Raw genomic sequence first — 23,809 nt, forward strand, 5'->3', positions numbered from 1 at the left:
CCACCGGTGAAGAAATGCGGCGCAAAACCGATAGCCGGCGGTGGGCCGAACAAGCTGTAGCGGGAAACCGACTGCGCACATCCCCGGTGAAGGTGGTGCCATATCACTTATTGGTCGGATAAACCGGATTCGAAAGAATATCACCGCTTCGAAGGAAGCTGCTGGGCTTTCCGAGCCAGTCGGCTCGGCCGGCCCATACCTTGCTACCAATGGATGGACCGTCGCAATCGCCCTTCCTGACTTGCCGGATCCTCCGCGTCGCGTATCGGCGCACACCCGTGCGTCGGCCGCCCGGCCACGCAAGGAGTAGCCACCCCGATGACCGTGGACAGCAGCCCGGGAACCGAGGCCGCACCGGCCGCGCCGCAGCAGTCGCTGAGCACCTCCGCCGCGCGCAACCTCACCACCACCACCAAGTCCGCCCCGCAGATGCAGGAGATCACCTCCCGCTGGTTGCTGCGGATGCTCCCCTGGGTCGAGACCAAGGGCGGCGTGTACCGGGTCAACCGGCGGCTGCGGCATACCGTCGGTGACGGGCTCGTCGAGTTCGTACAGGAGGGTGCCCGGGTCCGTGTGATCCCCCGCAAGCTCGGCGAACTGGCCCTGCTGCGGGGCTTCGAGGACCTCACCGCCCTCACCGCTCTCGCCGACCGCTGCGAACAGCGGGACTTCACCGCCGGTGAGGTGCTCGTCGAGCGGGGCAGCCCGGCGGACCGGATCCATCTGATCGCCCATGGACGGGTCCGCCAGACCGGTGAGGGAAAGTACGGCGGGGAGACCTCCCTCGCCGTGCTCGCGGACGGCGGCCACTTCGGTGAGGACGTCCTCCTGGACCCCGACGCCCGCTACGACTACACGGCCACCGCCGAGACCTCCGGCACTCTCCTCACCCTCTCCCGTGCCGACTTCACCGCCGTGCAGAACTCCGTGCCCGGCCTTCGCGCCCACGTCACCGAGTTCGGCTCCGCCGCACAGCGGCGGCAGAACAAGCACGGTGAGGCCGAGATCGCCATGTCAGCCGGGCACGTCGGCGAAGTCGATCTCCCGGGCGCCTTCGTCGACTACGAGCTCAGGCCGCGGGAGTACGAACTGTCGGTCGCCCAGACCGTCCTGCGGGTCCACACGCGGGTCTCGGATCTCTTCAACGGGCCGATGGACCAGCTGGAGGAGCAACTCCGGCTGACCATCGAGGCGCTGCGCGAGCGCCAGGAGTACGAGCTCGTCAACAACCGTGAGTTCGGGCTGCTGCACAACGTCGACTTCAAGCAGCGCATCCAGCCCCACTCCGGCCGGCCGACCCCGGACGACATGGACGATCTGCTCTGCCGCCGCCGTGGCACCAAACTCTTCCTCGCCCACCCGAGGACGATCGCCGCGATCGGACGCGGCTTCAACGCCTACGGGCTCTACCCGGACCACGTCGACCTCGGCGGACAGTCCGTCCCGGCCTGGCGCGGGGTCCCGATCCTGCCCTGCAACAAGATCCCGATCAGCAAGGAGCAGACCAGCTCCATCATCGCCATGCGCACGGGCGAGAAGAGCCAAGGGGTCATCGGCCTGTGGCAGACAGGGCTGCCGGACGAGGTCGAGCCGGGCCTCTCGGCACGCTTCATGGGCATCAACGAGCAGGCGGTCGCCTCGTACCTCGTCAGCACGTACTACTCCGCCGCGGTGCTCGTACCCGACGCACTCGGGGTCATGGAGAACGTGCAGATCGCCCGCGGACGCGACTGAGGGCACGTACGCCGTGGGAAGCGGGCCGACGCGTCCTTCCACGCCGTACGAGCGCTCACCCCACCGCAACGAGGAGGAGTAGATGCCCGATCCCGGGCCCCCCGGGCCATCCGTCCCCGCGCAGCCGTCGAGGCCGGCCGGCACAGCGTCGGACGTCCCCACGCCGCCCGCCCCGCCCTCCGTACCCGTACCCGTACCCGCGCCTCCCGCCGAACCCGCCGTCCGGCAGGTCCTGGGCGGGCCCACCGGGCTGGGCACGACCTCGCTGTCCCTGGCCGGCGGTGCGCGACCGACCAGCGCGCCTCCGCCCCCACCGTCTCCGCCACTTCCACCGCCCCCACCGTCTCCACAACCTCCACCGCCTCCACCGCCTCCACCGGTCACCGACGCGGGAGCGGTCGCACCATCCGAACCGCCGATCGTCCCGGCTGCGCGACGGGTCCTCGGCGGCCCGAGCGGTCCGGGCACCGTCTCGCTGTCCCTGGCCCTCACTTCACACCGGCCACCGCCGGAGCCCGCCCCGGCCCCGCCCGCCGAAGGCCAGGCCGTACCCGGCCTGTACCACCACCCCGTCCCGGAGCCCGACCCCGTCCGCGTCGAGGAGGTGAGCCGCCGGATCAAGCGCTGGGCCGAGGACGAGGTCCAGCTCTATCCCGAGGAGTGGGAGGGCCAGTTCGACGGCTTCTCCGTCGGGCGGTACATGGTCGGCTGCCACCCCGACGCCCCCACGGTCGATCACTTGATGATCGCCACCCGGATGATGGTCGCGGAGAACGCCGTCGACGACTGCTACTGCGAGGACCACGGCGGCTCGCCCGTCGGTCTCGGCGGACGTCTTCTCCTGGCGCACACCGCACTCGACCCGCTCCACACGACCCCGGAGTACGCGTCGGCGTGGGAGGAGTCGCTCGGTTCGGACGCCCCGCGGCGCGCCTATCGCAGCGCGATGGACTACTTCGTCCGCATGGCCACGCCCTCCCAGGTCGACCGCTTCCGCCACGACATGGCCCGGCTGCACCTGGGCTACCTGGCCGAGGCCGCCTGGGCCGAGACCGACCATGACCCGGAGGTGTGGGAGTACCTGGCCATGCGCCAGTTCAACAACTTCCGCCCCTGTCCCACCATCACCGACACCGTCGGAGGCTACGAGCTCCCGGCGGATCTGCACGCACGCCCGGAGATGCAGCGGGTCATCGCGCTGGCCGGGAACGCGACCACCATCGTCAACGACCTGTACTCCTACACCAAGGAACTCGCCAGTCCCGGCAGGCATCTGAACCTGCCCGTGGTCCTCGCCGAACGCCGGCAGCTCTCGGAGCGCGACGCCTATCTCAAGGCGGTCGAGATCCACAACGAACTGATGCACGCCTTCGAGGCGGCAGCGGCCGAGCTCGCCGCGGAGTGCCCGCTGCCCAGCGTGGTGCGCTTCCTCAAGGGCGTGGCCACATGGGTCGACGGCAACCACGACTGGCACCGCACCAACACCTATCGCTACAGCCTGCCCGACTTCTGGTAAGGAACGGACACCCCTATGACCACAGAAATCATCCCCACCGCCGCTGCGGCGATCCCGGCCCCGGCGACCCCCTACCAGGAGGACATCGCCCGGTACTGGAACAACGAGGCCAGGCCGGTGAACCTGCGCCTCGGTGATGTCGACGGGCTCTACCACCATCACTACGGCATCGGGGCCGTCAACCACGAGGCGCTGGGCGACCCGGAGCACAGCGAGTACGAGAAGAAGCTGATCGCCGAGCTGCACCGGCTTGAGTCCGCCCAGGCCGACTTCCTCCTGGATCACCTCGGCCCCATCGGGACCGACGACACCCTCGTCGACGCCGGCTGCGGGCGTGGCGGGTGCATGATCATGGCTCACCGGCGCTTCGGCTGCAAGGTCGAGGGCGTCACCCTGTCCGCCACCCAGGCCGACTTCGGCAACGGGCGGGCACGGGACCTGCTGATCCAGGACCACGTGCGCTCCCGCGTGTGCAACATGCTCGACACCCCGTTCGAGAAGGGCAGCGTGGCCGCCTCGTGGAACAACGAGTCGTCCATGTACGTGGACCTGCACGACCTGTTCGCCGAGCACTCCCGCATCCTCAAGGTGGGCGGCCGGTACGTGACCATCACCGGCTGCTGGAACCCCCGCTACGGCCAGCCGTCGAAGTGGGTCTCCCAGATCAACGCCCACTTCGAGTGCAACATCCACTCTCGCCGCGAGTACCTGCGGGCCATGGCCGACAACCGGCTGGTGCCGCAGACCGTGGTCGACCTGACCCCCGACACCCTGCCGTACTGGGAACTGCGGGCCACGTCCTCGCTGGTCACCGGGATCGAGGAGGCGTTCATCGAGTCGTACCGGGACGGATCCTTCCAGTACGTGCTCATCGCGGCCGACCGCGTCTGACCCGGGCGGCACCCTCGGGGGCGCCCCCGAGGTGGCTCATGGCCGCTCGGGTCGAGCCGATGTCGTTCACCGCCCCAGACCCCGCCGGATCGCGATCTCCACGGGCGAGTACGCGCCGTCGGCCCGCTCGAGTTCGTAGGGCGCGGCGGGCAGCAGGGGCGGCTGGGCCATGAAGCGGGGCCGGGTCCCGTGGTGCGGTTGTGCCGCGTGGACCAGGAAGGGGTGGCAGAGGAAGACGTCGCCCGGGGAGCCGGTGGCCAGGGCGAGGGGCCGGTGGTCGGAGGCGGCCCCCAGGTCGGGGGCGAGCGCGAGGCCGCTCGCGCCGTCCTCCCCGTACTTCTCCAGCACCTTCGGCACGTCCAGGTGGGAGCCGACCCGGATCCGGGTCGGGGCGTCGTCCGGGCCGACCTCGCTGAAGAGGAACAGCATCAGCAGCGCCCGGCCCCGGGAGCGCAGGTTGGTGAAGTACCAGGTCTCGCCCTCCGGCAGGTAGCTCCCCTCGATGTGCCAGCCCGCGTCGTCCGGCTCCTCCGCGTGCGGGAAGCGGAGCGGGAACGTGCCCAGGGAGTAGCGCGGCTCCCAGCGCCCCGGGCCGGCGAGCAGGTCGTAGGCGCGGTGCAGGGCCGGGGAGTTGGGGGCGGCGGCGAAGGGGCCCTGGCCCATGCCCGGCACCCAGTGCACGGGCCGGGCCCAGGTGGCCGGGTCGTCGGGGTCGCAGCCCGTCTCCCGCCACAGCAGCCGTGCGCAGTCCGCGGCCACGCGCGGCGCGACGGCGCCCTCCAGCTTCACGAAGCCGTCGCGGAGGAAGCGGGAGATCAAGGTGGTGTCATCCATGCCCTCATCGTGCGGTGATTCGGGCTCCGGCCACCCGACACTTCCCGTACCGCTTCTGTCGGGTGCCGCCCTCGGGGAACGGCTACGACTCACCAGCTACCGCTCATCTGTGAACCCCCGGTGACAGATGTCTCAAATTCCTGGCACCGAGTGTCTTGTCGAGTGGCACGGCGTGCCATACCTTGATGCTGTCCGGGCGGCCGGCGCACCGACGAAAGCGTCGTGTGCCGGCTGTCCCCGCAAGCACCACCTTGCGCGCCCGGACCGCCTGCGTCACCAGGCACACGTACCGCCTGCGCGGCCACCCCGCGCGCTCCCGCGCCACCCCACCGAACCGACGGCACCATCCCCCGACGTTCCCTCAAGCCGTTTCCCCGAGAACGCGCTTCGCCGGAGGCACTACCGTGAACCAGATACTCGACGCCATCCTCGCCACCGACACCACCAGCGAGGACTTCGCCGCCCTGCCGATCCCCGAGTCGTACCGCGCGGTCACCGTGCACAAGGACGAGGCGGACATGTTCGCCGGGCTGGCGACCCGCGAGAAGGACCCGCGCAAGTCCCTGCACGTCGAGGAGGTGCCGGTGCCCGAACTCGGGCCCGGCGAGGCGCTGGTGGCCGTGATGGCCAGCTCGGTGAACTACAACTCCGTGTGGACCTCGATCTTCGAGCCCGTCTCCACCTTCTCCTTCCTGGAACGCTACGGCCGGCTCTCGCCGCTCGCCGCCCGCCACGACCTCCCGTACCACGTCATCGGCTCCGACCTCGCGGGCGTCGTGCTGCGCACGGGCCCCGGCGTCAACGCCTGGAAGCCGGGGGACGAGGTCGTCGCGCACTGCCTCTCCGTCGAGCTGGAGTCGGCCGACGGGCACAACGACACGATGCTCGACCCGCAGCAGCGGATCTGGGGCTTCGAGACCAACTTCGGCGGCCTGGCGGAGATCGCGCTGGTGAAGTCCAACCAGTTGATGCCCAAGCCCGACCACCTCAGCTGGGAGGAGGCCGCGGCTCCGGGCCTGGTCAACTCCACCGCGTACCGGCAGCTGGTGTCGCGCAACGGCGCGGGCATGAAGCAGGGCGACAACGTGCTGATCTGGGGCGCGAGCGGCGGACTCGGCTCGTACGCCACGCAGTTCGCGCTCGCCGGCGGCGCCAACCCGATCTGCGTCGTGTCGAGCGAGCAGAAGGCGGAGATCTGCCGGCGGATGGGCGCCGAGGCGATCATCGACCGGAACGCCGAGGGGTACCGGTTCTGGAAGGACGAGCACAGCCAGGACCCGCGCGAGTGGAAGCGGTTCGGCAAGCGCATCCGCGAGCTGACCGGCGGCGAGGACGTGGACATCGTCTTCGAGCACCCGGGCCGCGAGACGTTCGGCGCCTCCGTCTACGTCACCCGCAAGGGCGGCACGATCGTCACCTGCGCCTCCACCTCCGGCTACGACCACCAGTACGACAACCGCTACCTGTGGATGTCGCTCAAGCGGATCGTCGGCTCGCACTTCGCCAACTACCGCGAGGCGTGGGAGGCCAACCGACTGGTCGCCAAGGGGAAGATCCACCCGACGCTGTCGAAGACGTACCGGCTGGAGGAGACCGGCCAGGCCGCGTACGACGTCCACCGCAACTTCCACCAGGGCAAGGTCGGCGTGCTGGCGCTGGCCCCCGAGGAGGGCATGGGCGTGCGGAACGAGGAGATGCGGGCCGAGCACGTGGAGGCCATCAACCGCTTCCGGAACGTCTGATGGGTTCCGACCGCGAGAAGGACCGCCCCTGGCTCATGCGGACGTACGCCGGCCACTCCACCGCCGAGGCGTCCAACGAGCTCTACCGCCGCAACCTCGCCAAGGGGCAGACCGGCCTGTCCGTCGCGTTCGACCTGCCGACGCAGACCGGCTACGACCCGGACCACGTCCTCGCCCGCGGCGAGGTCGGCCGGGTCGGCGTCCCTGTCTCGCAACTGGGCGACATGCGACGGCTGTTCGAGGGCATCCCGCTGGAGCGGATGAACACCTCCATGACCATCAACGCCACCGCCATGTGGCTGCTGGCCATGTACCAGGTGGTCGCGGAGGAACAGGGCGCGGACGTCACCACGCTCCAGGGGACGACGCAGAACGACATCGTCAAGGAGTACCTGTCGCGCGGGACGCACGTCTTCCCGCCCGGCCCGTCACTGCGGCTGACCACCGACATGATCGCGTACACGGTCGCCCACATCCCCAAGTGGAACCCGATCAACATCTGCAGCTACCACCTCCAGGAGGCCGGGGCCACCCCGGTGCAGGAGATCGCGTACGCCATGTCCACCGCCATCGCGGTGCTGGACGCGGTGCGCGACTCCGGGCAGGTGCCGGCCGAGCGGTTCGGGGACGTCGTCGCCCGCATCTCGTTCTTCGTGAACGCGGGCGTCCGCTTCGTCGAGGAGATGTGCAAGATGCGGGCGTTCGGCCGCATCTGGGACCGGGTGACGCGGGACCGGTACGGCATCGAGAACGCCAAGCAGCGCCGCTTCCGCTACGGCGTCCAGGTCAACTCCCTGGGCCTGACCGAGGCGCAGCCGGAGAACAACGTCCAGCGGATCGTCCTGGAGATGCTGGCCGTCACCCTCTCCAAGGACGCCCGCGCCCGCGCCGTCCAGTTGCCCGCCTGGAACGAGGCGCTCGGTCTGCCGCGCCCCTGGGACCAGCAGTGGTCGCTGCGCATCCAGCAGGTGCTGGCGCACGAGAGCGACCTGCTGGAGTACGAGGACATCTTCGCCGGCTCGCACGTGATCGAGGAGAAGGTGGCCGGGCTGGTCACCGACAGCCTGGCGGAGATCGACCGGATCCAGGAGATGGGCGGCGCGATGGCCGCCGTCGAGTCGGGATACCTGAAGGCGCAGCTCGTCTCCTCGCACGCCGAGCGGCGGGCGCGGATCGAGTCGGGCGAGGAGAAGATCGTCGGGGTCAACTGCTTCGAGACCACCGAGCCCAACCCGCTCACCGCCGACCTCGACACCGCGATCATGACGGTGGACCCGGCGAACGAGGCGCGGGTGGTCGCGTCGCTGCACCGCTGGCGGGACGACCGGGACGAGTTCCGCGCGCAGGAGGCGCTGTCCGTCCTGAAGAAGACCGCGGCCGGCTCCGAGAACCTGATGCCCGCCACCCTGGAGTGCGTCCGCGCCGGGGTGACGACCGGGGAGTGGGCCTGGGCGCTGCGCGACGTCTTCGGCGAGTTCCGCGCCCCGACGGGCGTCAGCGGCGCGCCGCTCGCCGTCACGGCGGAGGCCGGCACTCCGCTGGCGGCCGTCCGGGAGAAGGTCACCCGGACCGCGTCGGACCTGGGCACCGGGCGGCTGCGGCTGCTCGTCGGCAAGCCCGGCCTGGACGGGCACTCCAACGGCGCCGAACAGATCGCCGTCCGGGCCCGCGACGCCGGCTTCGAGGTGGTCTACCAGGGCATCCGGCTGACCCCCGAGCAGATCGTCGCGGCGGCCGTCGCGGAGGACGTGCACTGCGTCGGCCTGTCCATCCTCTCCGGCTCGCACGCCGAGCTCGTCCCCGACGTGCTGGCCCGGATGCGGGCGGCGGGGGCGGGCGAGGTACCCGTGATCGTGGGCGGGATCATCCCGTCCGCCGACGCCGCCGCGCTCCGGGAGGCCGGGGTGGCGGCGGTCTTCACCCCGAAGGACTTCGGTATCACCGAGATCATCGGCCGTATCGTCGATGAGATCCGCACAGCGAACGCGCTCGACCCCCTGGAGGTCTCCGCATGACCGGCACCCCCGCCACTCCGGTTAACCGGCTTCGTCCCCGCCGCTCCTGCCTCGCCGTCCCCGGCAGCAACCCCCGCTTCCTGGAGAAGGCCCAGGGCCTCCCCGCGGACCAGGTCTTCCTGGACCTGGAGGACGCCTGCGCGCCGATCGCCAAGGAGGGCGCCCGCCACAAGATCGTGGACGCGCTCAACAACGGCGACTGGACGGGCAAGACCCGGGTCGTGCGCGTCAACGACTGGACCACCCACTGGACGTACCGGGACGTGATCACGGTCGTCGAGGGCGCGGGCCAGAACCTGGACTGCATCATGCTGCCCAAGGTGCAGGACGCCCAGCAGATCGTCGCCCTGGACCTGCTGCTGACGCAGATCGAGAAGACCATGGGCTTCGAGGTCGGCCGGATCGGCATCGAGGCGCAGATCGAGAACGCCAAGGGCCTGGTGAACGTGGACGCGATCGCCGCCGCGTCGCCGCGCATGGAGACGATCGTCTTCGGCCCGGCCGACTTCATGGCGTCGATCAACATGAAGTCCCTGGTCGTCGGCGAGCAGCCGCCCGGCTACGGCGCGGACGCCTACCACTACATCCTGATGCGCATCCTGATGGCGGCCCGCGCCCACGACCTCCAGGCGATCGACGGCCCCTACCTCCAGATCCGCAACGCCGACGGCTACCGCGAGGTCGCCGGGCGCGCGGCGGCGCTGGGCTTCGACGGCAAGTGGGTGCTGCACCCGGACCAGGTGGCGCTGGCCAACGAGATCTTCTCGCCGTCGCAGGACGACTACGACCACGCCGAGCTGATCCTCGACGCCTACGCGTACTACACCTCCGAGGCGGGCGGCGCGAAGGGCTCGGCGATGCTCGGCGACGAGATGATCGACGAGGCCAGCCGGAAGATGGCGCTGGTGATCGCGGGCAAGGGCCGCGCGGCCGGCATGTCCCGCACGTCCAAGTTCGAGATCCCGGAGGCGTGACCGACATGCAGTTCGGCCGGACCTACGAAGAGTTCACCGTCGGTGACGTCTACAAGCACTGGCCCGGGAAGACGGTCACCGAATACGACGACCACCTCTTCTGCCTGCTCACGATGAATCACCACCCGCTGCACATGGACAGCAACTACGCGGAGCGGACGACGGATTTCGGGAAGAACGTCGTCGTGGGCAATTACGTCTATTCGCTGTTGCTGGGGATGTCGGTGCCGGACGTGTCCGGAAAGGCCATCGCCAACCTGGAGGTCGAGTCGCTGAAGCACGTGGCGCCGACGTTCCATGGCGACACCATCTACGGCGAGACGACGGTGCTGGACAAGACGCCGTCGAAGTCGAAGAGCGACCGCGGGATCGTGTACGTCGAGACCCGCGGCTACAAGCAGGACGGCACCGTCGTCTGCGTCTTCCGGCGCAAGGTGATGGTGCCCACCGCCACGTACATCAAGGAGCGCGGCGGCGAGCAGCCCGGCCGCCCCGAACCGATCGTCCGGGAGAAGTGAGATGGGCCGCCTCGCACAGACCGAGGGACTGACGGACGTCCAGCGGGAGATCCTCGCCACGGTCCGGGACTTCGTCGACAAGGAGATCATTCCCGTCGCGACGGACCTGGAGCACCGCGACGAGTATCCGACCGAGATAGTCGAGGGCCTCAAGGAACTCGGCCTGTTCGGGCTGATGATCCCGGAGGAGTACGGCGGGCTCGGTGAGTCGCTTCTCACATACGCGCTCTGCGTGGAGGAGATCGCCCGCGGCTGGATGAGCGTGTCGGGGATCATCAACACCCACTTCATCGTCGCCTACATGCTCAAGCAGCACGGGACGCAGGAGCAGCGCGAGTACTTCCTGCCGCGGATGGCCGCCGGCGAGGTGCGGGGCGCGTTCTCGATGTCCGAGCCGGGGTTGGGCTCCGACGTGTCGGCCATCACCTCCAAGGGTGTCCGGGACGGGGACGAGTACGTCCTCACCGGCCAGAAGATGTGGCTGACCAACGGCGGCTCGTCGACGCTCGTGGCGGTGCTCTGCCGGACGGACGAGGGGCTGCCGGAGGGGTCGGCGCCGCACAAGTCGATGACCACGTTCCTGGTGGAGAAGGAGCCCGGGTTCGGGCAGGTCAGGCCGGGGCTCACCATTCCCGGCAAGATCGACAAAATGGGCTACAAGGGCGTCGACACCACCGAGTTGATCATGGACGGCCTGCGGGTGCCGGCGGACCGCGTGCTCGGCGGGACCACCGGGCGCGGCTTCTACCAGATGATGGACGGCGTCGAGGTGGGCCGCGTGAACGTCGCGGCGCGTGGTTGCGGCGTCGCACAGCGTGCGTTCGAACTGGGCGTCGCCTACGCGCAGCAGCGTCACACGTTCGGGAAGGCCATCGCCCAGCATCAGGCCATTCAGTTCAAGTTGGCCGAAATGGGGACAAAGGTGGAAGCGGCTCATGCGATGATGGTGAGAGCCGCCCGCACCAAGGACTCCGGTCAGCGCAACGACCTGGAGGCCGGGATGGCCAAATACCTCGCCTCCGAGTACTGCAAGGAGGTCGTGGAGGACGCCTTCCGCATCCACGGGGGCTACGGCTTCTCCAAGGAGTACGAGATCGAGCGCCTCTACCGGGAGGCCCCGATGCTCCTGATCGGGGAGGGAACGGCCGAGATCCAGAAAATGATCATCGGTCGGCGCCTCCTGGAGGAGTACCGAATTCAGGGGTGAAGCAGTAGGAATTGTCCGAAATGAGAGGCTTTCGTAGAGGATTTGTCGAGAAGTAGATCACACTCTGTCATCGATGTCCGGCCACCTACTGGCCCTGGCGCTTAGCCAGTTGTCGGTCGCAACCGATAGCATCGCCGGAAAGCCGCCGTCCCCCGATCGTTAATGCGGCACCCTCCGCTACGAAGGTCACCCATGCCCCACAGCTCTACCTCTGCACCACGCGACAGCCTCCTCGGTGTACGCCTCGCGCGCGGAGCATCGCCGTGGCTCCTCCCCACCGTCGCCACGGCGGCGGTCAGCCTCACGCGCGCCCGCCGCTCCGGGCGCTGGGCCGCGCTCGCCGTGCCGACGACCGCGCTGGCCGCCGGCATGCTGTGGTTCTTCCGCGACCCGGAACGCGAGATCGCCCAGGGCCGCGTGATCTCCCCGGCCGACGGCGTGGTGCAGAGCATCATGCCCTGGAAGGACGGCCGCACCCGCGTCGCGATCTTCATGAGCCCGCTCAACGTCCACGTCAACCGCGCGCCGCTGGCCGGCACGGTGACGTCGGTCGAGCACATCCCCGGCGGGTTCGTTCCGGCGTTCAACAAGGAGAGCGAGAACAACGAGCGCGTCGTCTGGCACTTCGACACCGAGATCGGTGACATCGAGATGGTGCAGATCGCCGGCGCCGTCGCCCGGCGCATCGTGCCCTACGTCCCGCAGGGCACCAAGGTGGAGCAGGGCGAGCGCATCGGCCTGATCCGCTTCGGCTCGCGCGTCGACGTCTACCTGCCGGAGGGCGTCGAGGCGGCCGTCGAGGTGGGACAAGCCACGACAGCAGGAGTGACCCGCCTTGACCGTGATTGATCCCGACACACAGGCGGCCTGGGTCCCGGAAGCGGAGCCCGAGGACGACGTCGACGACATGCCGCTCTCCACGCGGCTGTCGATAGCGGACACCCTCACCCTGGGCAACGCGATCTGCGGCTTCATGGCGGTGTACTTCACCACCACCGGCATCCTCATCCCGCACCTCACCAACAACGAGGACGGCGGCATGGCGCGCAACAACGCCGCCACCGCGGTGATGCTGATGCTGCTCGCCTCCGTCTTCGACCTCTTCGACGGCCTGGTGGCGCGGAAGCTGCGCAGTTCGGCGATGGGCGCGGAGCTGGACAACCTCTCCGACCTGATCAGCTTCGGCCTCGCCCCCGCGTACTTCGTGGTCGTCTGGGGCGTCGTCGCCCAGGGCGCCCACCAGAAGGTCTCCGCGGTCGCGGCCGTGGTGGTCCTGCTGGCGGTCGTCCTACGGCTCGCCCGCTTCTCCTGCGTCACGCTGCGGGACGGGATCTTCCAGGGCATGCCGAGCCCCTTCGGCGCCCTCACGGTCGTCTCCGTGGTCCTGCTGGAGCTGCCCTTCGTGCCGACCCTGCTCGCGATCGTCGGTGTCGCGTGGCTCATGGTGAGCCGCGTCGAGTACCCGAAGCCGCGGGGGCGACTGGCCGTCGCCATGCTGAGCTGGATCGTGCTCAGCATGGGGCTGCTGGCTGCCTGGGCGTTCGACGCGCCCGGTGGGGAGCTGCTCCTTCAGACGGGGTGCGCCCTGCAGGTCGTGCTCGGTGCGGTGATTCCGCTTTTCGCCACTGCGCGGCGGGTGAACACTTTCCGTGACAACCGGCGAGAGGCTCGGGCGGCGCAGCTGCCGTAGTTTTCGGAGTTTTCGGATGAGGCCCCGGGCGAATGCCCGGGGCCTTTTTCGCGCCTTCGGCGCGGGGGTGCCCCGGTCCCGCCCTTTCACCGTTGCGGGAGGGCCCGCACCCCGGTGAAAGCGGCTCCGCGCGGTTGTCCTCAAACGCCGGACGGGCTGGTTTTCGCGCCCGGGCCCGCATTCCAGCCCGTCCGGCGTTTGAGGACAACCGCGCGGAGCGCGGTTTCGGGGGTGCGGGGGCGCGGGGGCGCAGCCCCCGCAAGAAACGGTGAAAGGGCGGGACCGGGGCAAAACCCCCCTCGGCGCTCAGCCGAGCGCCTCGCGAGCGATCCGTTCCCCCACCCGCTCCAGCAACGGGCCCGCTTGGGCCATGCACCGCTCCGGATCCGGTTCGAGCTCGGACAGCGCGTACGCCCGCCCGATCCCGAGCGCGGCAAGATCACCCCACCCCAGCTCCAGCCGCCCGCACACAGCCACTACCCGCAGACCTCGAGCCGAAGCCTCCGTAGCGACCCCCTGGACCGCCTTCCCGTACAGCGTCTGCGCGTCCAGCGACCCCTCCCCCGTGATCACCACATCGGCGCGCTCCAGCGCGGAAGCGAACCCGACGACGTCGAGCAGCACCTCGATCCCGGGCCGGAAAGCGGCCCCGAGCCCGACGAGCGCGCCATACCCCAGCCCCCCGGCCGCACCGGCGCCGGGGGCAGAGGCCCGGGAGGGGGCGAGGACGTCCGAGAGGCGGCCGAGGACGCGGTCCAGGAGGGATACATCGGCCGGAGAGGCCCCCTTCTGCGGGCCGTAGACAGCTGCCGCCCCCGAGGGCCCGGTCAGCGGATTGTCGACATCGGAGGCGAGAACGACGTCCGTCCCCGCCAGCCGCCCGTCCAGCCCGGACAGATCCGCCTCCACGAGACCGGCGAGCGCCCCTCCCCCAGGCCCCAGAGCCCGCCCCGAGCCGTCGAGGAACCGCGCCCCCAGCGCGGCGAGCATGCCGGCCCCGCCATCCGTCGTGGCACTGCCGCCCACGCCGAGCACGATCCGCCGGACACCCGCGTCGAGAGCGGCCCGCACCAGTTCCCCGGTGCCGTACGTGGTGGCGGTCAGGGGCGCCCGCCGCCCCGGCGGTACGTGCCGGAGGCCGGACGCCTCCGCCATCTCCACGACGGCCGTGTCACCGGCCAGCGCCCACGCCGCCTCGACGGGCTCGCCGAGCGGCCCGGTCACCCGCGCGGTACGCCGGGTGAACCCGGCGGCCACCACCGCGTCCACCGTTCCGTCACCCCCGTCGGCGACCGGCAGCGCCGTCACGTCCAGGCCGGGCGCCGCCCGGCGCAGTCCGGCGGTGAGGTGGGCGGCGACCTCGACGGCCGTCAGCGAGCCCTTGAACTTGTCCGCGGCGATGAGCACCCGCGCGTCCGCCATCTGCTGCTCCTCGGTCCGATGGTCCCCGATGGTCCGGTGATCCCTGGTCGCGCCGCGCCCGCGCACCCTATCCGGGCGGCCGGGGCGGTGCCCATCCCCTCGGCATCCCCTCGGCATCCCCTCGGCGTTCCCCCGGGCGGCGTGCCAGCCCGGGGAATGCGCCCCAATCCGGCCATAGTGGGGCGTCATGAGCACCGAGACCTCCGACGCGTCCTCCCCGGACCCCTCGGCCCCCTCGTCGCGGGACGACCGCCCGGACCCGCCCCTGGTCGCCGTCGGCGCCGCCGCCGTCCTGGCGGTGGTCGCCTGGGCGGCGCTCGGCAAACGCTCCTTCGACCGGGTCTCCACCACGGCCCTCGGCTGGGTGCTGTCCAACTTCGCGTGGCTGTTCGTCATCGCGGCCGACGTGTTCCTCGTCCTGTGCGTGGTCATCGCGCTCAGCCGGTTCGGCCGGATCCGGCTCGGCGCGGACGACGACCGGCCGGAGTTCGGCAACCTGGCCTGGATCGCGATGATGTTCAGCGCCGGCATGGGCATCGGCCTGATGTTCTACGGCGTGGGTGAACCGCTCCAGCACTTCGTCGCGCCCCCGCCGGGCAGCGGCGCCGCCCCGGACTCGCCGGCCGCCGCCCGTACCGCGCTGGAGTACTCGTTCTTCCACTGGACGCTGCATCCCTGGGCGATCTACGGCATGGCCGGCCTCGCCCTCGCCTACGCCGGCTTCCGCAAGGGCCGCGGCAACCGGCTGAGCTCCGTCTTCGTCCCGCTGCTGGGCAAGGAGCAGGCGGACGGCTGGCCGGGCCGGATCATCGACCTGCTGGCCGTCTTCGCGACGGTCTTCGGCACCGCCACCAGCCTCGGCCTCGGCGCCCTCCAGGTGGCCAAGGGGCTGAACATCACCACCGGGATCAAGGACTCGACGTCCGTCGAACTCGTCGTCATCGGCGCCCTCTCCGCCGCGTTCGTGCTCTCCGCCTTCTCCGGCCTGCACAAGGGCGTCAAGTGGCTGAGCACGCTCAACATCGCGCTGGCCGCCTGTCTGATGCTGTTCGTCTTCCTCCTCGGCCCCACCGTCTTCGTCCTCAACACCGTCCCCGCCGCCACCGGTGCCTACCTGCACGACCTCGTCACCCTCGCCACCCGGACCGGAGCCTTCACCGACTCCGCCTGGCTCGGCGCCTGGACGGTGTTCTACTGGGCGTGGTGGCTGTCCTGGGCGCCGTTCGTCGGCACGTTCATCGCCCGCATCTCGCACGGCCGGACCATCCGCGAGTTCCTGATCGGCGTCCTGCTCGTCCCCAGCGGCGCGACGATCGTCTGGTTCTGCGTGATGGGCGGCAGCGCCCTCCGCCTGGACATGACCGGCGCCGCCGACATGGCGGGGACTGTCGCGCAGGGCGCGGAGGCGTCGCTGTTCGCCCTGCTCGACACGCTGCCGCTGGCCACCCTCGTGTCCTGGATCGCCATGCTGCTGGTGATGACGTACTTCATCACCAGCGCCGACTCCGCCTCCCTGGTGATGGGCTCCCTCACCAGCCGTGGCGCCCTGCACCCGCGGAACTGGCTGGTGGTCACGTGGGGTGTGCTGATGGCCGCGGTGGCGGCGGTGCTGCTGGTGGCCGGCGGGCTGAAGTCGCTGCAGTCGGCGACGATCCTCGTCGCCCTGCCGTTCGTCCTGGTGATGCTGGCGCTGTGCTGGTCGCTGCTGACCGAGTTGCGCGCCGACCCGGGCGCGGGGCCGGCCCGGCACCACGCGCTGCACGGGCTGCGGGACGCCCTGCGGACGATGGTCGGGGAGGCGATGACCGAGCAGGGGCCGGGCCCGGTGCGCCACCCCCGGCTGCGGCGGGTCGCCGAGAGCGCCCGGGAGCGCGGGGAGGGGGACGGCGGCGACGGCCGGCCGTCCTGACCTTCCCAGTAAGAACCTGTGTCCAAACCCGAGGCTCACAGGTCAGCGCCATGCGTGACGGCGACGACCCTGCACACGCTCTTCCCACAGCAGGATCGCCGCGTCACGGTCGACGATGTTCACGGTGCCGTCCGCGACCAAGTCCGGCACACTCCAACAGCCGTTCCTGAAGGTCGCCGAGGCCGTATGTTCGGGGACGCGCATGGCCACGTCGGCAGTGGTCCAGGCCATGCCTGCCGGTGAAGGGCGGCCCGGAGTATGGCCGGTTTAGGCGGCGAACCACGATATCCAGCCGTTATGCCCTGTTCCGGTGAACGTTCCGGTTGCGTCTCGCTAGGTTTCCTCCGGGGGCTGACCTGCGGCCCCGCCCGACCGGAGGAGTGATGCATGACCCAGCTCCACACCAACTCCGATGACCGCATTGCCCGGTTGAAGGCCGGTCTGAGCGACGATCCGAAGGTCTCCCGGTCGGTGGACCGGTTACGGCTGCGCCGACCGGCCAACGTCCTGGCCGGTGCCACGTTGCACGCCGCGGCCCGCCAGGAGCAGGGGCTGGAGCTGTCGGAGCTGGAGGACAGCCTGCTGGAGGTGCTGCGCGGGTTCATTCCCGAGGAGGAGATCGCCGCGGCCGGCAAGGCGTACCGGGAGGCGTCCCCCGCGGCCGTGGACCGGGTCTTCCCCGCCGAGGTGGGACACCTGGAGGTCGGGGAGCCGTACACGTTCGCGGACCTGGGCCGCGACCTGTCCGCCCTGGCACCCGGCATTCTGGCGCAGCCGAACGTGAGCATCGTCGACGTCACCACGCTGGCCGAGGGGCAGCCGGTGGACGACGCGGCGTTCCTGGAGGCGATGGCCGCGACCGGGTCCGGCGCGACGGTGCTGACCGCGCCGCGCCAGGAGGTGCCCGACGCGCTGGTGCTGCCCACGGAACTGCCGCTGAAGCGGTTCACGTGTGTGCGCGACACCGCCGACCAGTGGGGTGGCTCGGACGAGATCCACTGGGCGTTCGCCGCCGGCGCCGACTGCGCCGCGCGCAGCACCTACGCCTCACCGCAGTTCGGTGACGTGGACACCGGCGAGAGCAGGGACTTCGCCGCCGACGCGTACGTGTTCGCCGGGGAGGTCGCCCAGCACCTGATCACGAACATCCAGTGCTGGGAGAAGGACCAGGGAGACCTCTTCGGTGAACTGCGCGCACGGTTGCGCGACGTGGCCGACACCTGCTCGCGGGCCGCGGTGGGCATCATGCAGGACGGCGAGAAGCAGGAAGCGGCACTCGCGGCCGTCATCGCGGTCGTGGCGGCGCTGATCGACTGGCTGCTGGGGTGGCTCGTCAACGACGACGACCTGGTGGGCGATCGCAGTGTGGCGTTCACCCGCGCGGGCCTGCAGGCGCTGAACGGCAGGGACACCGTCCTGGACTTCACCTCCTCGGGCCACTACCGGCTGACCTTCGGCTGCCGGACCCAGGCCCTCCGTCAGCCGACGGCCAGCACGCAGATCTCCTACAGGATCCTCGGCAGCAACGAGGCCTACGCCGTCATCGGGTCGAGCCCGTTCGGGCCCGCCGTGGCCCAACGGAACGACCTCAACGTCCTGTATGTAACGGACAGCAGCGGGCAGTCGCTCGGCGGGCGCCGGGGCACCGGCCTGGGTTGGGAGGGATGGTGGAACCTGAGGCACGTGAGCAGCGGTGCCCGTCCCGCGTTGGCGCAGCACGGGACGAAGACCATCTTCGCGGTCCGGGGCGCGGGCACCGACCGCTCGGTGTACTCGGGGATCGTCAGCACCGCCGCCCCGTACAAGTTCCCCGACGTGACCAGCAGCCACGGCCCGGCCCTGGCCGTCTTCAACAACGCGGTGCACTGCGTGGTGGCCGACGGCGCCGACGGCAGGCTGATGCACGCCACCGCGCCCGACGGCACCACCTGGAGCCCCTTCACCCCGGTGGCCGGCGACATCGGCGGCCTCAGGAGCACCGGCAGCCCGGCGCTCGCGGTGTTCAACAACAAGCTCTACTGCGTCTACGCGATGCAGTACCCCGACAGCTCGGCGCAGCACGACGGAACCCTCTGGTCGGTCGTGTTCGACGGCACCAGGTGGTCGGCCCTTCCGCTCCCCGGCGACCGCAAGGTCCCTCCCGGCATCGGCGTGGGCCTGGCGGCCTTCGGCACCACCAAGCTGTACATCGCCACCCGCGGCCCCAAAGGCGACCAGAGCCTGTACTGGGCCGTCTCCTTCGACGGCTCCACCTGGAGCGCCTTCACCCAAATCCCCGGCGCGTGGACCGCGGACACACCCAGCCTCGCCTTCTGGGACGCCACTCCCGTGATGCAGGCCCGCGGCCTCTACCTCACCTACCGGGGCCCCGGCACCGAGTGACCGCTGCGCCGCTGATCACCAAAGGGGCCGACCTGGTCTCCGCCTAGCGGGTCCGCGCGGGCCCGCCGCCCGGGGGCGTTCACCCGCCGGGTTCACGCGACGCGGCGGATACGCAGACCAGGGTCCGCCCCGCCAGATGCCGGCGGTATTCACGCCTCTTCGTCCTCGGGAATGACGTGCCCGTCCTCGTCGAGACTCAGGTGCATGTGGGTCGGCGGCTGGCTGTTCACGTCGGACGGGCGCGGACCCTCCGGCCCCTCGGGGCCCCAGCGGATCAGGCGGCGGGTGCGGCAGATCTGGTGGATGGTGCCGAGGAATTCGAGCCGGTGGAGCATGCCGGTCCGCAGCGCCGCCGAAGCCTCCGCATACGGGGCCAGCGCCGGGTCGGCCTGCCCGTCGGCCGTGCGGTAGGTGGTGGCGTCTTCGCCGACGGCGGCGTAGGGGATGAGGTCGTGCTGGCGCGGCAGTATGTAGGTCAGCGTGAAGTCGAGGGTCTTGCGGGCATCGTGCACGGAGGCGTGCGCGCCGCTGGCAGGCTTCCAGCGGTGTTCGTCGTGGTCGGCGTCGTGCTCGACCAGGACGAACACCGCGGGGAGCAGCAGCACCTCGGGGTGGGTGGTCAGGGCGCGGGCGGAGTCGGCGCGCACGTCGTCGGGGAATCGGTCGCCCGTGTAGTGCAAGGTGCGCAGGGACCAGCGCTCCACGGCGTTCGCCGGGGGCACGGGCGCGGCGATGTCGAGGACCAGGCCGTCGTCGAGCATGCGGTCGCGGTGCGCGCGGTCCCAGTTGGGGACGGGCTGCTCGGGGTCGGTGGGGCGCGGGCCTTCGATGCCGTCCGGGCCGGCGACGGCGTACTCCTCGGCGCGCACCACCCGGTAGCGGGTGCCGGCGACGTCCAGGTCGTCCACCGTCTCGGTCTCCAGCCGCTCCACCGCCGCGAGCAGTTCGCGGCGCACGGCCTTGTCGAGGGGCGGTGCGGGTGCGTCCTCGCCTGCGTACGCCTGGTACCACAAGACGGAGTTGAGCTGTCGCGTGCCAGCTGCGGGCAGCCGTTCGTGATCGGGCACACCACGCGCCACCGCCCGGCGTCTGCCGGGGACTGGGCTGCCACCCCGAACAGCGGGCCCCGCAGCATCAGCACGCTTTCGCGGCGCAGCGCGTCCAGGGCGTCGGCTTCGACGGCGGCCTCGACCGGTTCCACCGGAAGGCGCACCACCGTCGGGTCGTCCCCAACCAACCGAACGGCGTCGTTCCGTGCCTGTTCACGCCATCGGGCGGCTGGAACGGGCCAATCACCGGCGGGTTGCCGCGGCCGGTCCTCGAGACCATGAATGATCTTTGGGACGCGTCGACGCCGATCCGATGCATGCAGCATGAGGAGCGCTCATGACCACCAGCGAAGAACCCACCGCAGCCGTCGCCGACGAAGGCATCCGGCAGATCCCCCCGACGGTCCGAGATGCCCAACCGTCCGCCGTCACCGAAGCCCGCGACCACCTGCTGCGGGCCATCGGCGCCGAGGCCCGACACGTCGCCGACACGTCGCCCGGACAGGCGTCCGCCGCGCTGGCGGAGCTTGCCCGTGCCTACGCCCTCGTGACATCCGGCGTCACGGGCGCCGCGGCGGGTTCCGAGTTCGACGTCCACGCGGGGTACAGGCCGCAGTCGAAGCAACTGGTGCAAACCGGGGAGGCCCACGTCGCCGACGAGAACGGGAATCTGGTGCTCGACTAGGACGGGAATCCGGTCGTCCGGCACCGACCAGGCGCATCGCAGTCGGGAATACGGCCATCCCGTCCCTTGGCGATGCCGGTCCAGGGGCCGCATTCGTTGCGGCTGTCGGAAACGAGGAAGCCGTCAATGGGTCGGCGAGGTCGTGGTTGTCGGTGGCGTGTCGGGTGCCGTCTCGGCCAGCGCGCGAGGCCGCGTTGCCGGGGCAGGAGCTGCGGCTGGGTGCGCAACTTGTCCAGCACGGTCATGCCGAACTTCCCGCGCCCCTTCGAACGCCTCGCTGAGCCCCCGGAGCAGTACGACCCAAACCGGTTGGCGGGCTGAGGGCGGTGGATTGCGGGAGACTGGGCGGGTGGACGATCCCGAGCGCGGGGACGAGGTCCCGGCGGATCTGTGCGACCTGTGCGGGACGGTGGTCACGGACGGCAGCGAGCTCTATGCGCGCGTCCGGGACTCCTCGGCGATCCATGCGCATGACGACCGGTATGAAGGGTTGACCGACCCTCCCAGTAAGGGTTGCCCCTGCCCCTAAGGGTTGACCCTGCCCCCAAGGGCAGGGTTTAGCCTCCGTGAGACAGCAGCGGAGGGGAGCGGCATGCGGATCGGCGACGTCGCCCACCGGGCGGGCGTGACCGTCAAGGCGGTGCGGTACTACGAATCGCTGGGGCTGGTCGTGCCCGACCGGCTGGCGAACGGCTACCGCGACTACGACGAGCACGACGTCCGGGTCATCGGCGAGATCAAGGCCCTCAACCGGCTCGGGATCCCCGTCGAGGACACCCGCCCCTTCCTCGACTGCCTGGCGGCCGGCCGGCCGTACGCCGACGACTGCCCGGCCTCGCTGGCCGGCTACCGGGCGGCGATCGACGACCTGACCCGCCGGATCGACGCCCTCACCGCCCGCCGGGCGGCGCTGACCGCCCACCTGCACGAGGCCGCCCACCGCAACAGCAGCGTCCCACCGGGAGATCCCATGCACGACTTCGCCACTCTGCCCGCCGGCCTGCCCGTCCCCGAGGACGACGGCGCCTGCGACACCCTGCCGGGACAGGCCCTGCCGCCCCTCGAACTCCCGGGCACGGACGGCCGGTCCGTCCGCCTGGACGCGCTGGGCACCGGCCGGTCCGTGATCTACGTGTACCCGCTCACCGGGCGGCCCGGCACCGACCTGCCCGAGGGCTGGAACGCCATCCCGGGGGCCCGCGGCTGCACCCCGGAGTCGTGCGGCTTCCGCGACCACCACGAGGAGCTCACGGCAGCCGGCGCGGCGCGGGTCTTCGGGCTGTCCGGCCAGGACACCGCGTACCAGCGGGAGATGGCCGAGCGGCTGCGGCTGCCGTTCGCCGTCCTCTCCGACCCCGGGCTGCGGCTGGCGGACGAGCTGCGGCTGCCGACCTTCGAGGCGGGCGGGCGGCGGCTGTTCCGGCGGCTCACCCTCGTCGTCCGGGACGGTCTCGTGGAGCACGTCTTCTACCCGGTGTTCCCGCCGGACCGGCACGCGGGGCAGGTCCTCGACTGGCTGCGCCGGCACCCCCGCCGGGAGTCGGCCTCGCGCGGGTGACGAACCCCGCGCAGTGGCGAAGTGTCCGCTATCCGCCGAAAGACCTAGGTCCCGGACGTCCCGTACCCGCGCGCTAGCATCGGCGGAGTGCCGCCCCGGCGCACTCCGTTGCGCGTCGTTGCCCGCGCCGGGGCGGCGCTGTCCGATGGAGGCGGTTCGGTTCGACGAGGGCGGTTCGGTCGGACGAGGACGGTTTGGTCCGACGAGGACGGTTTGGTCCGACGAGGACGGTGCTGTCCGACGAAGCGGGACGCGAGGGACGGGGAGAGGGAGCGGTCATGGAACGCAGCCGTACGGAAGAGGTCGAGGACCTGATGCACCGCTTCCCCGGGGTGCCGCGGGAAGCCGTCATCAAGGAGGACCTGCTGCGCGGCGGCATCGCCTTCGACGAGTCCGCGCTCACCGGGGAGGAGGGCGGCGACGTCAAGCCGAAGTCCTACTTCATCTTCTCCTTCGACCACCGCACCCTCCCCGAACTCGGCGCCGCCGCCCTGCGCCGGCCGCCGGAGGAGATCGTGCTGACCGGCGGCCCCTACGGGCTCCGGCGCACCGTCGTCTCGGTGCGCGTCAACCCCCAGTCCCCCTACCGGGTCGGGGTCACCCCCGACGGGACGCTCGGCCTGATGCTGGACGGCCGGCACATCGCGGACGTGGGCCTGCCGCCGATGCCGGACTACTACCGGCACACGCTGGCCAACGGCAAGTCCGTGATGGAGGTGGCCCCGACCATCCAGTGGGGCTACCTGATCTACCTGACGGTCTTCCGGGTCTGCCAGTACTTCGGCGCCAAGGAGGAGTGCCAGTACTGCGACATCAACCACAACTGGCGCCAGCACAAGGCGGCCGGCCGCCCGTACACGGGCGTGAAGTCGGTGGAGGAGGTGCTCGAGGCGCTGGAGATCATCGACAAGCACGACACGGCAGGCGCCTCCCGCGCGTACACCCTCACCGGCGGTTCCATCACCTCCCGGGTGGACGGCCTCACCGAGGCGGACTTCTACGGCCGTTACGCGCAGGCGATCGAGGAGCGCTTCCCCGGCCGCTGGACCGGGAAGGTCGTCGCCCAGGCCCTGCCGAAGGCGGACGTCCAGCGGTTCCACGACTACGGGATCCGCATCTACCACCCCAACTACGAGGTGTGGGACCGGCGTCTGTTCGAGCTCTACTGCCCCGGCAAGGAGCGCTACGTCGGCCGCGACGAGTGGCACCGCCGCATCCTGGACTCGGCCGAGGTCTTCGGCCCGCGGAACGTCATCCCCAACTTCGTGGCGGGCGTGGAGATGGCCGCGCCGGCCGGCTTCACCTCGGTCGGCGAGGCCGTCGACTCGACGGCGGAGGGGCTGCGGTTCTTCATGTCCCGCGGCATCACCCCCCGGTTCACCACCTGGTGCCCGGAGCCCACGACCCCGCTCGGCCGCTCCAACCCCGAGGGCGCGCCGCTGGAGTACCACATCCGGCTGCTCCAGACCTACCGCGCGACGATGGACGAGTTCGGCCTGACGTCCCCGCCCGGCTACGGCCCGGCGGGGCCGGGGCGGGCGGTGTTCTCGGTGAGCTCGTTCATGGACAGCCTGCCGGCGGACGACTCCGGCCCGTCGAGCACCCCCAGCCCGTCCGGCGCTTGAGGACAAGCGGCGAAGCCGCTTTCGGGGGCGCGGGGGCTCGCCCCCCGCGAGAAACGGT

At 70.7% G+C, this 23,809-nt stretch carries 18 protein-coding genes and 1 pseudogene; 15 read left to right on the forward strand and 4 right to left on the reverse strand.

Annotated features, from left to right (window positions below):
- Positions 1–318 precede the first annotated feature (318 nt).
- From JNW98_RS04100 to JNW98_RS04110, 3 genes are all read left to right on the forward strand, one after another.
- Positions 319–1,734, forward strand: coding sequence for a family 2B encapsulin nanocompartment shell protein (locus JNW98_RS04100; protein ID WP_223766669.1), 1,416 nt, complete (start codon positions 319–321; stop codon positions 1,732–1,734).
- 82 nt (positions 1,735–1,816) lie between these two features.
- Positions 1,817–3,250 carry a family 2 encapsulin nanocompartment cargo protein terpene cyclase gene (locus tag JNW98_RS04105; RefSeq protein WP_223766670.1) on the forward strand — a complete coding sequence of 478 codons (1,434 nt, stop codon included), beginning with the start codon at positions 1,817–1,819 and terminating at the stop codon, positions 3,248–3,250.
- A 15-nt stretch (positions 3,251–3,265) separates the two neighbouring features.
- The gene (locus JNW98_RS04110; RefSeq protein ID WP_223766671.1) at positions 3,266–4,141 is read left to right on the forward strand and encodes a geranyl diphosphate 2-C-methyltransferase; all 876 of its coding nucleotides are present in this window, start codon (positions 3,266–3,268) and stop codon (positions 4,139–4,141) included.
- A 66-nt stretch (positions 4,142–4,207) separates the two neighbouring features.
- Here JNW98_RS04110 and JNW98_RS04115 read toward each other — a convergent pair whose 3' ends face one another.
- On the reverse strand, positions 4,208–4,975 hold the full coding sequence (locus JNW98_RS04115; protein ID WP_223766672.1) for a phytanoyl-CoA dioxygenase family protein: 768 nt from the start codon (positions 4,973–4,975) through the stop codon (positions 4,208–4,210).
- 404 nt (positions 4,976–5,379) lie between these two features.
- Here JNW98_RS04115 and ccrA point away from each other — a divergent pair, with 404 nt between their 5' ends.
- The 7 genes from ccrA to pssA all read left to right on the forward strand — a co-directional run bounded on the left by ccrA (position 5,380) and on the right by pssA (position 13,121).
- Positions 5,380–6,717 (forward strand): crotonyl-CoA carboxylase/reductase, encoded by a 1,338-nt coding sequence (gene ccrA, locus JNW98_RS04120; protein ID WP_223766673.1) that lies wholly within the window; start codon positions 5,380–5,382, stop codon positions 6,715–6,717.
- On the forward strand, positions 6,717–8,732 hold the full coding sequence (locus tag JNW98_RS04125) for an ethylmalonyl-CoA mutase (protein WP_223766674.1): 2,016 nt from the start codon (positions 6,717–6,719) through the stop codon (positions 8,730–8,732). Before ccrA ends, JNW98_RS04125 begins: the two co-directional genes overlap by 1 nt.
- Positions 8,729–9,706, forward strand: a complete 978-nt coding sequence (locus JNW98_RS04130) for an HpcH/HpaI aldolase/citrate lyase family protein (RefSeq protein ID WP_223766675.1) — start codon at positions 8,729–8,731, stop codon at positions 9,704–9,706. The genes JNW98_RS04125 and JNW98_RS04130 overlap by 4 nt, the downstream gene beginning before the upstream one ends.
- A gap of 5 nt (positions 9,707–9,711) precedes the next feature.
- Positions 9,712–10,224: a MaoC family dehydratase gene (locus JNW98_RS04135; protein ID WP_223766695.1), complete on the forward strand. Its 513-nt coding sequence runs from the start codon at positions 9,712–9,714 to the stop codon at positions 10,222–10,224.
- Between the two features lies 1 nt (position 10,225).
- Positions 10,226–11,431 (forward strand): acyl-CoA dehydrogenase family protein, encoded by a 1,206-nt coding sequence (locus tag JNW98_RS04140; protein ID WP_223766676.1) that lies wholly within the window; start codon positions 10,226–10,228, stop codon positions 11,429–11,431.
- 192 nt (positions 11,432–11,623) lie between these two features.
- Positions 11,624–12,280 carry a phosphatidylserine decarboxylase gene (locus JNW98_RS04145; RefSeq protein WP_185943551.1) on the forward strand — a complete coding sequence of 219 codons (657 nt, stop codon included), beginning with the start codon at positions 11,624–11,626 and terminating at the stop codon, positions 12,278–12,280.
- A complete protein-coding gene (gene pssA, locus JNW98_RS04150) occupies positions 12,267–13,121 on the forward strand; it encodes a CDP-diacylglycerol--serine O-phosphatidyltransferase (RefSeq protein ID WP_223766677.1) in 855 nt (284 codons plus the stop codon). Before JNW98_RS04145 ends, pssA begins: the two co-directional genes overlap by 14 nt.
- Positions 13,122–13,427: 306 nt before the next feature.
- Here the strand turns inward: pssA and JNW98_RS04155 are convergent, their stop codons facing one another.
- Positions 13,428–14,543, reverse strand: a complete 1,116-nt coding sequence (locus JNW98_RS04155) for a glycerate kinase (protein ID WP_223766678.1) — start codon at positions 14,541–14,543, stop codon at positions 13,428–13,430.
- 187 nt (positions 14,544–14,730) lie between these two features.
- Here JNW98_RS04155 and JNW98_RS04160 point away from each other — a divergent pair, with 187 nt between their 5' ends.
- Entirely contained in the window at positions 14,731–16,452 is a 1,722-nt protein-coding gene (locus tag JNW98_RS04160) for a BCCT family transporter (RefSeq protein ID WP_223766679.1), read from the forward strand.
- A gap of 42 nt (positions 16,453–16,494) precedes the next feature.
- Here the strand turns inward: JNW98_RS04160 and JNW98_RS04165 are convergent, their stop codons facing one another.
- Entirely contained in the window at positions 16,495–16,683 is a 189-nt protein-coding gene (locus JNW98_RS04165) for a hypothetical protein (RefSeq protein ID WP_223766680.1), read from the reverse strand.
- Between the two features lie 156 nt (positions 16,684–16,839).
- Here JNW98_RS04165 and JNW98_RS04170 point away from each other — a divergent pair, with 156 nt between their 5' ends.
- Complete coding sequence (locus JNW98_RS04170) at positions 16,840–18,834, forward strand: hypothetical protein (RefSeq protein WP_223766681.1); 1,995 nt, start codon at positions 16,840–16,842, stop codon at positions 18,832–18,834.
- 149 nt (positions 18,835–18,983) lie between these two features.
- Here the strand turns inward: JNW98_RS04170 and JNW98_RS04175 are convergent.
- Positions 18,984–20,209: pseudogene (locus JNW98_RS04175) on the reverse strand (DUF5954 family protein).
- A gap of 11 nt (positions 20,210–20,220) precedes the next feature.
- Between JNW98_RS04175 and JNW98_RS04180 the strand changes: the two are divergent.
- The 3 genes from JNW98_RS04180 to JNW98_RS04190 all read left to right on the forward strand — a co-directional run bounded on the left by JNW98_RS04180 (position 20,221) and on the right by JNW98_RS04190 (position 23,751).
- On the forward strand, positions 20,221–20,568 hold the full coding sequence (locus tag JNW98_RS04180; protein WP_223766682.1) for a hypothetical protein: 348 nt from the start codon (positions 20,221–20,223) through the stop codon (positions 20,566–20,568).
- 592 nt (positions 20,569–21,160) lie between these two features.
- Positions 21,161–22,126 (forward strand): MerR family transcriptional regulator, encoded by a 966-nt coding sequence (locus JNW98_RS04185; RefSeq protein WP_223766683.1) that lies wholly within the window; start codon positions 21,161–21,163, stop codon positions 22,124–22,126.
- Between the two features lie 278 nt (positions 22,127–22,404).
- A complete protein-coding gene (locus tag JNW98_RS04190; protein ID WP_223766684.1) occupies positions 22,405–23,751 on the forward strand; it encodes a radical SAM protein in 1,347 nt (448 codons plus the stop codon).
- Positions 23,752–23,809: the final 58 nt, after the last annotated feature.

This window comes from Streptomyces huiliensis (genome assembly GCF_020037025.1).
GTDB lineage: Bacteria > Actinomycetota > Actinomycetes > Streptomycetales > Streptomycetaceae > Streptomyces > Streptomyces huiliensis.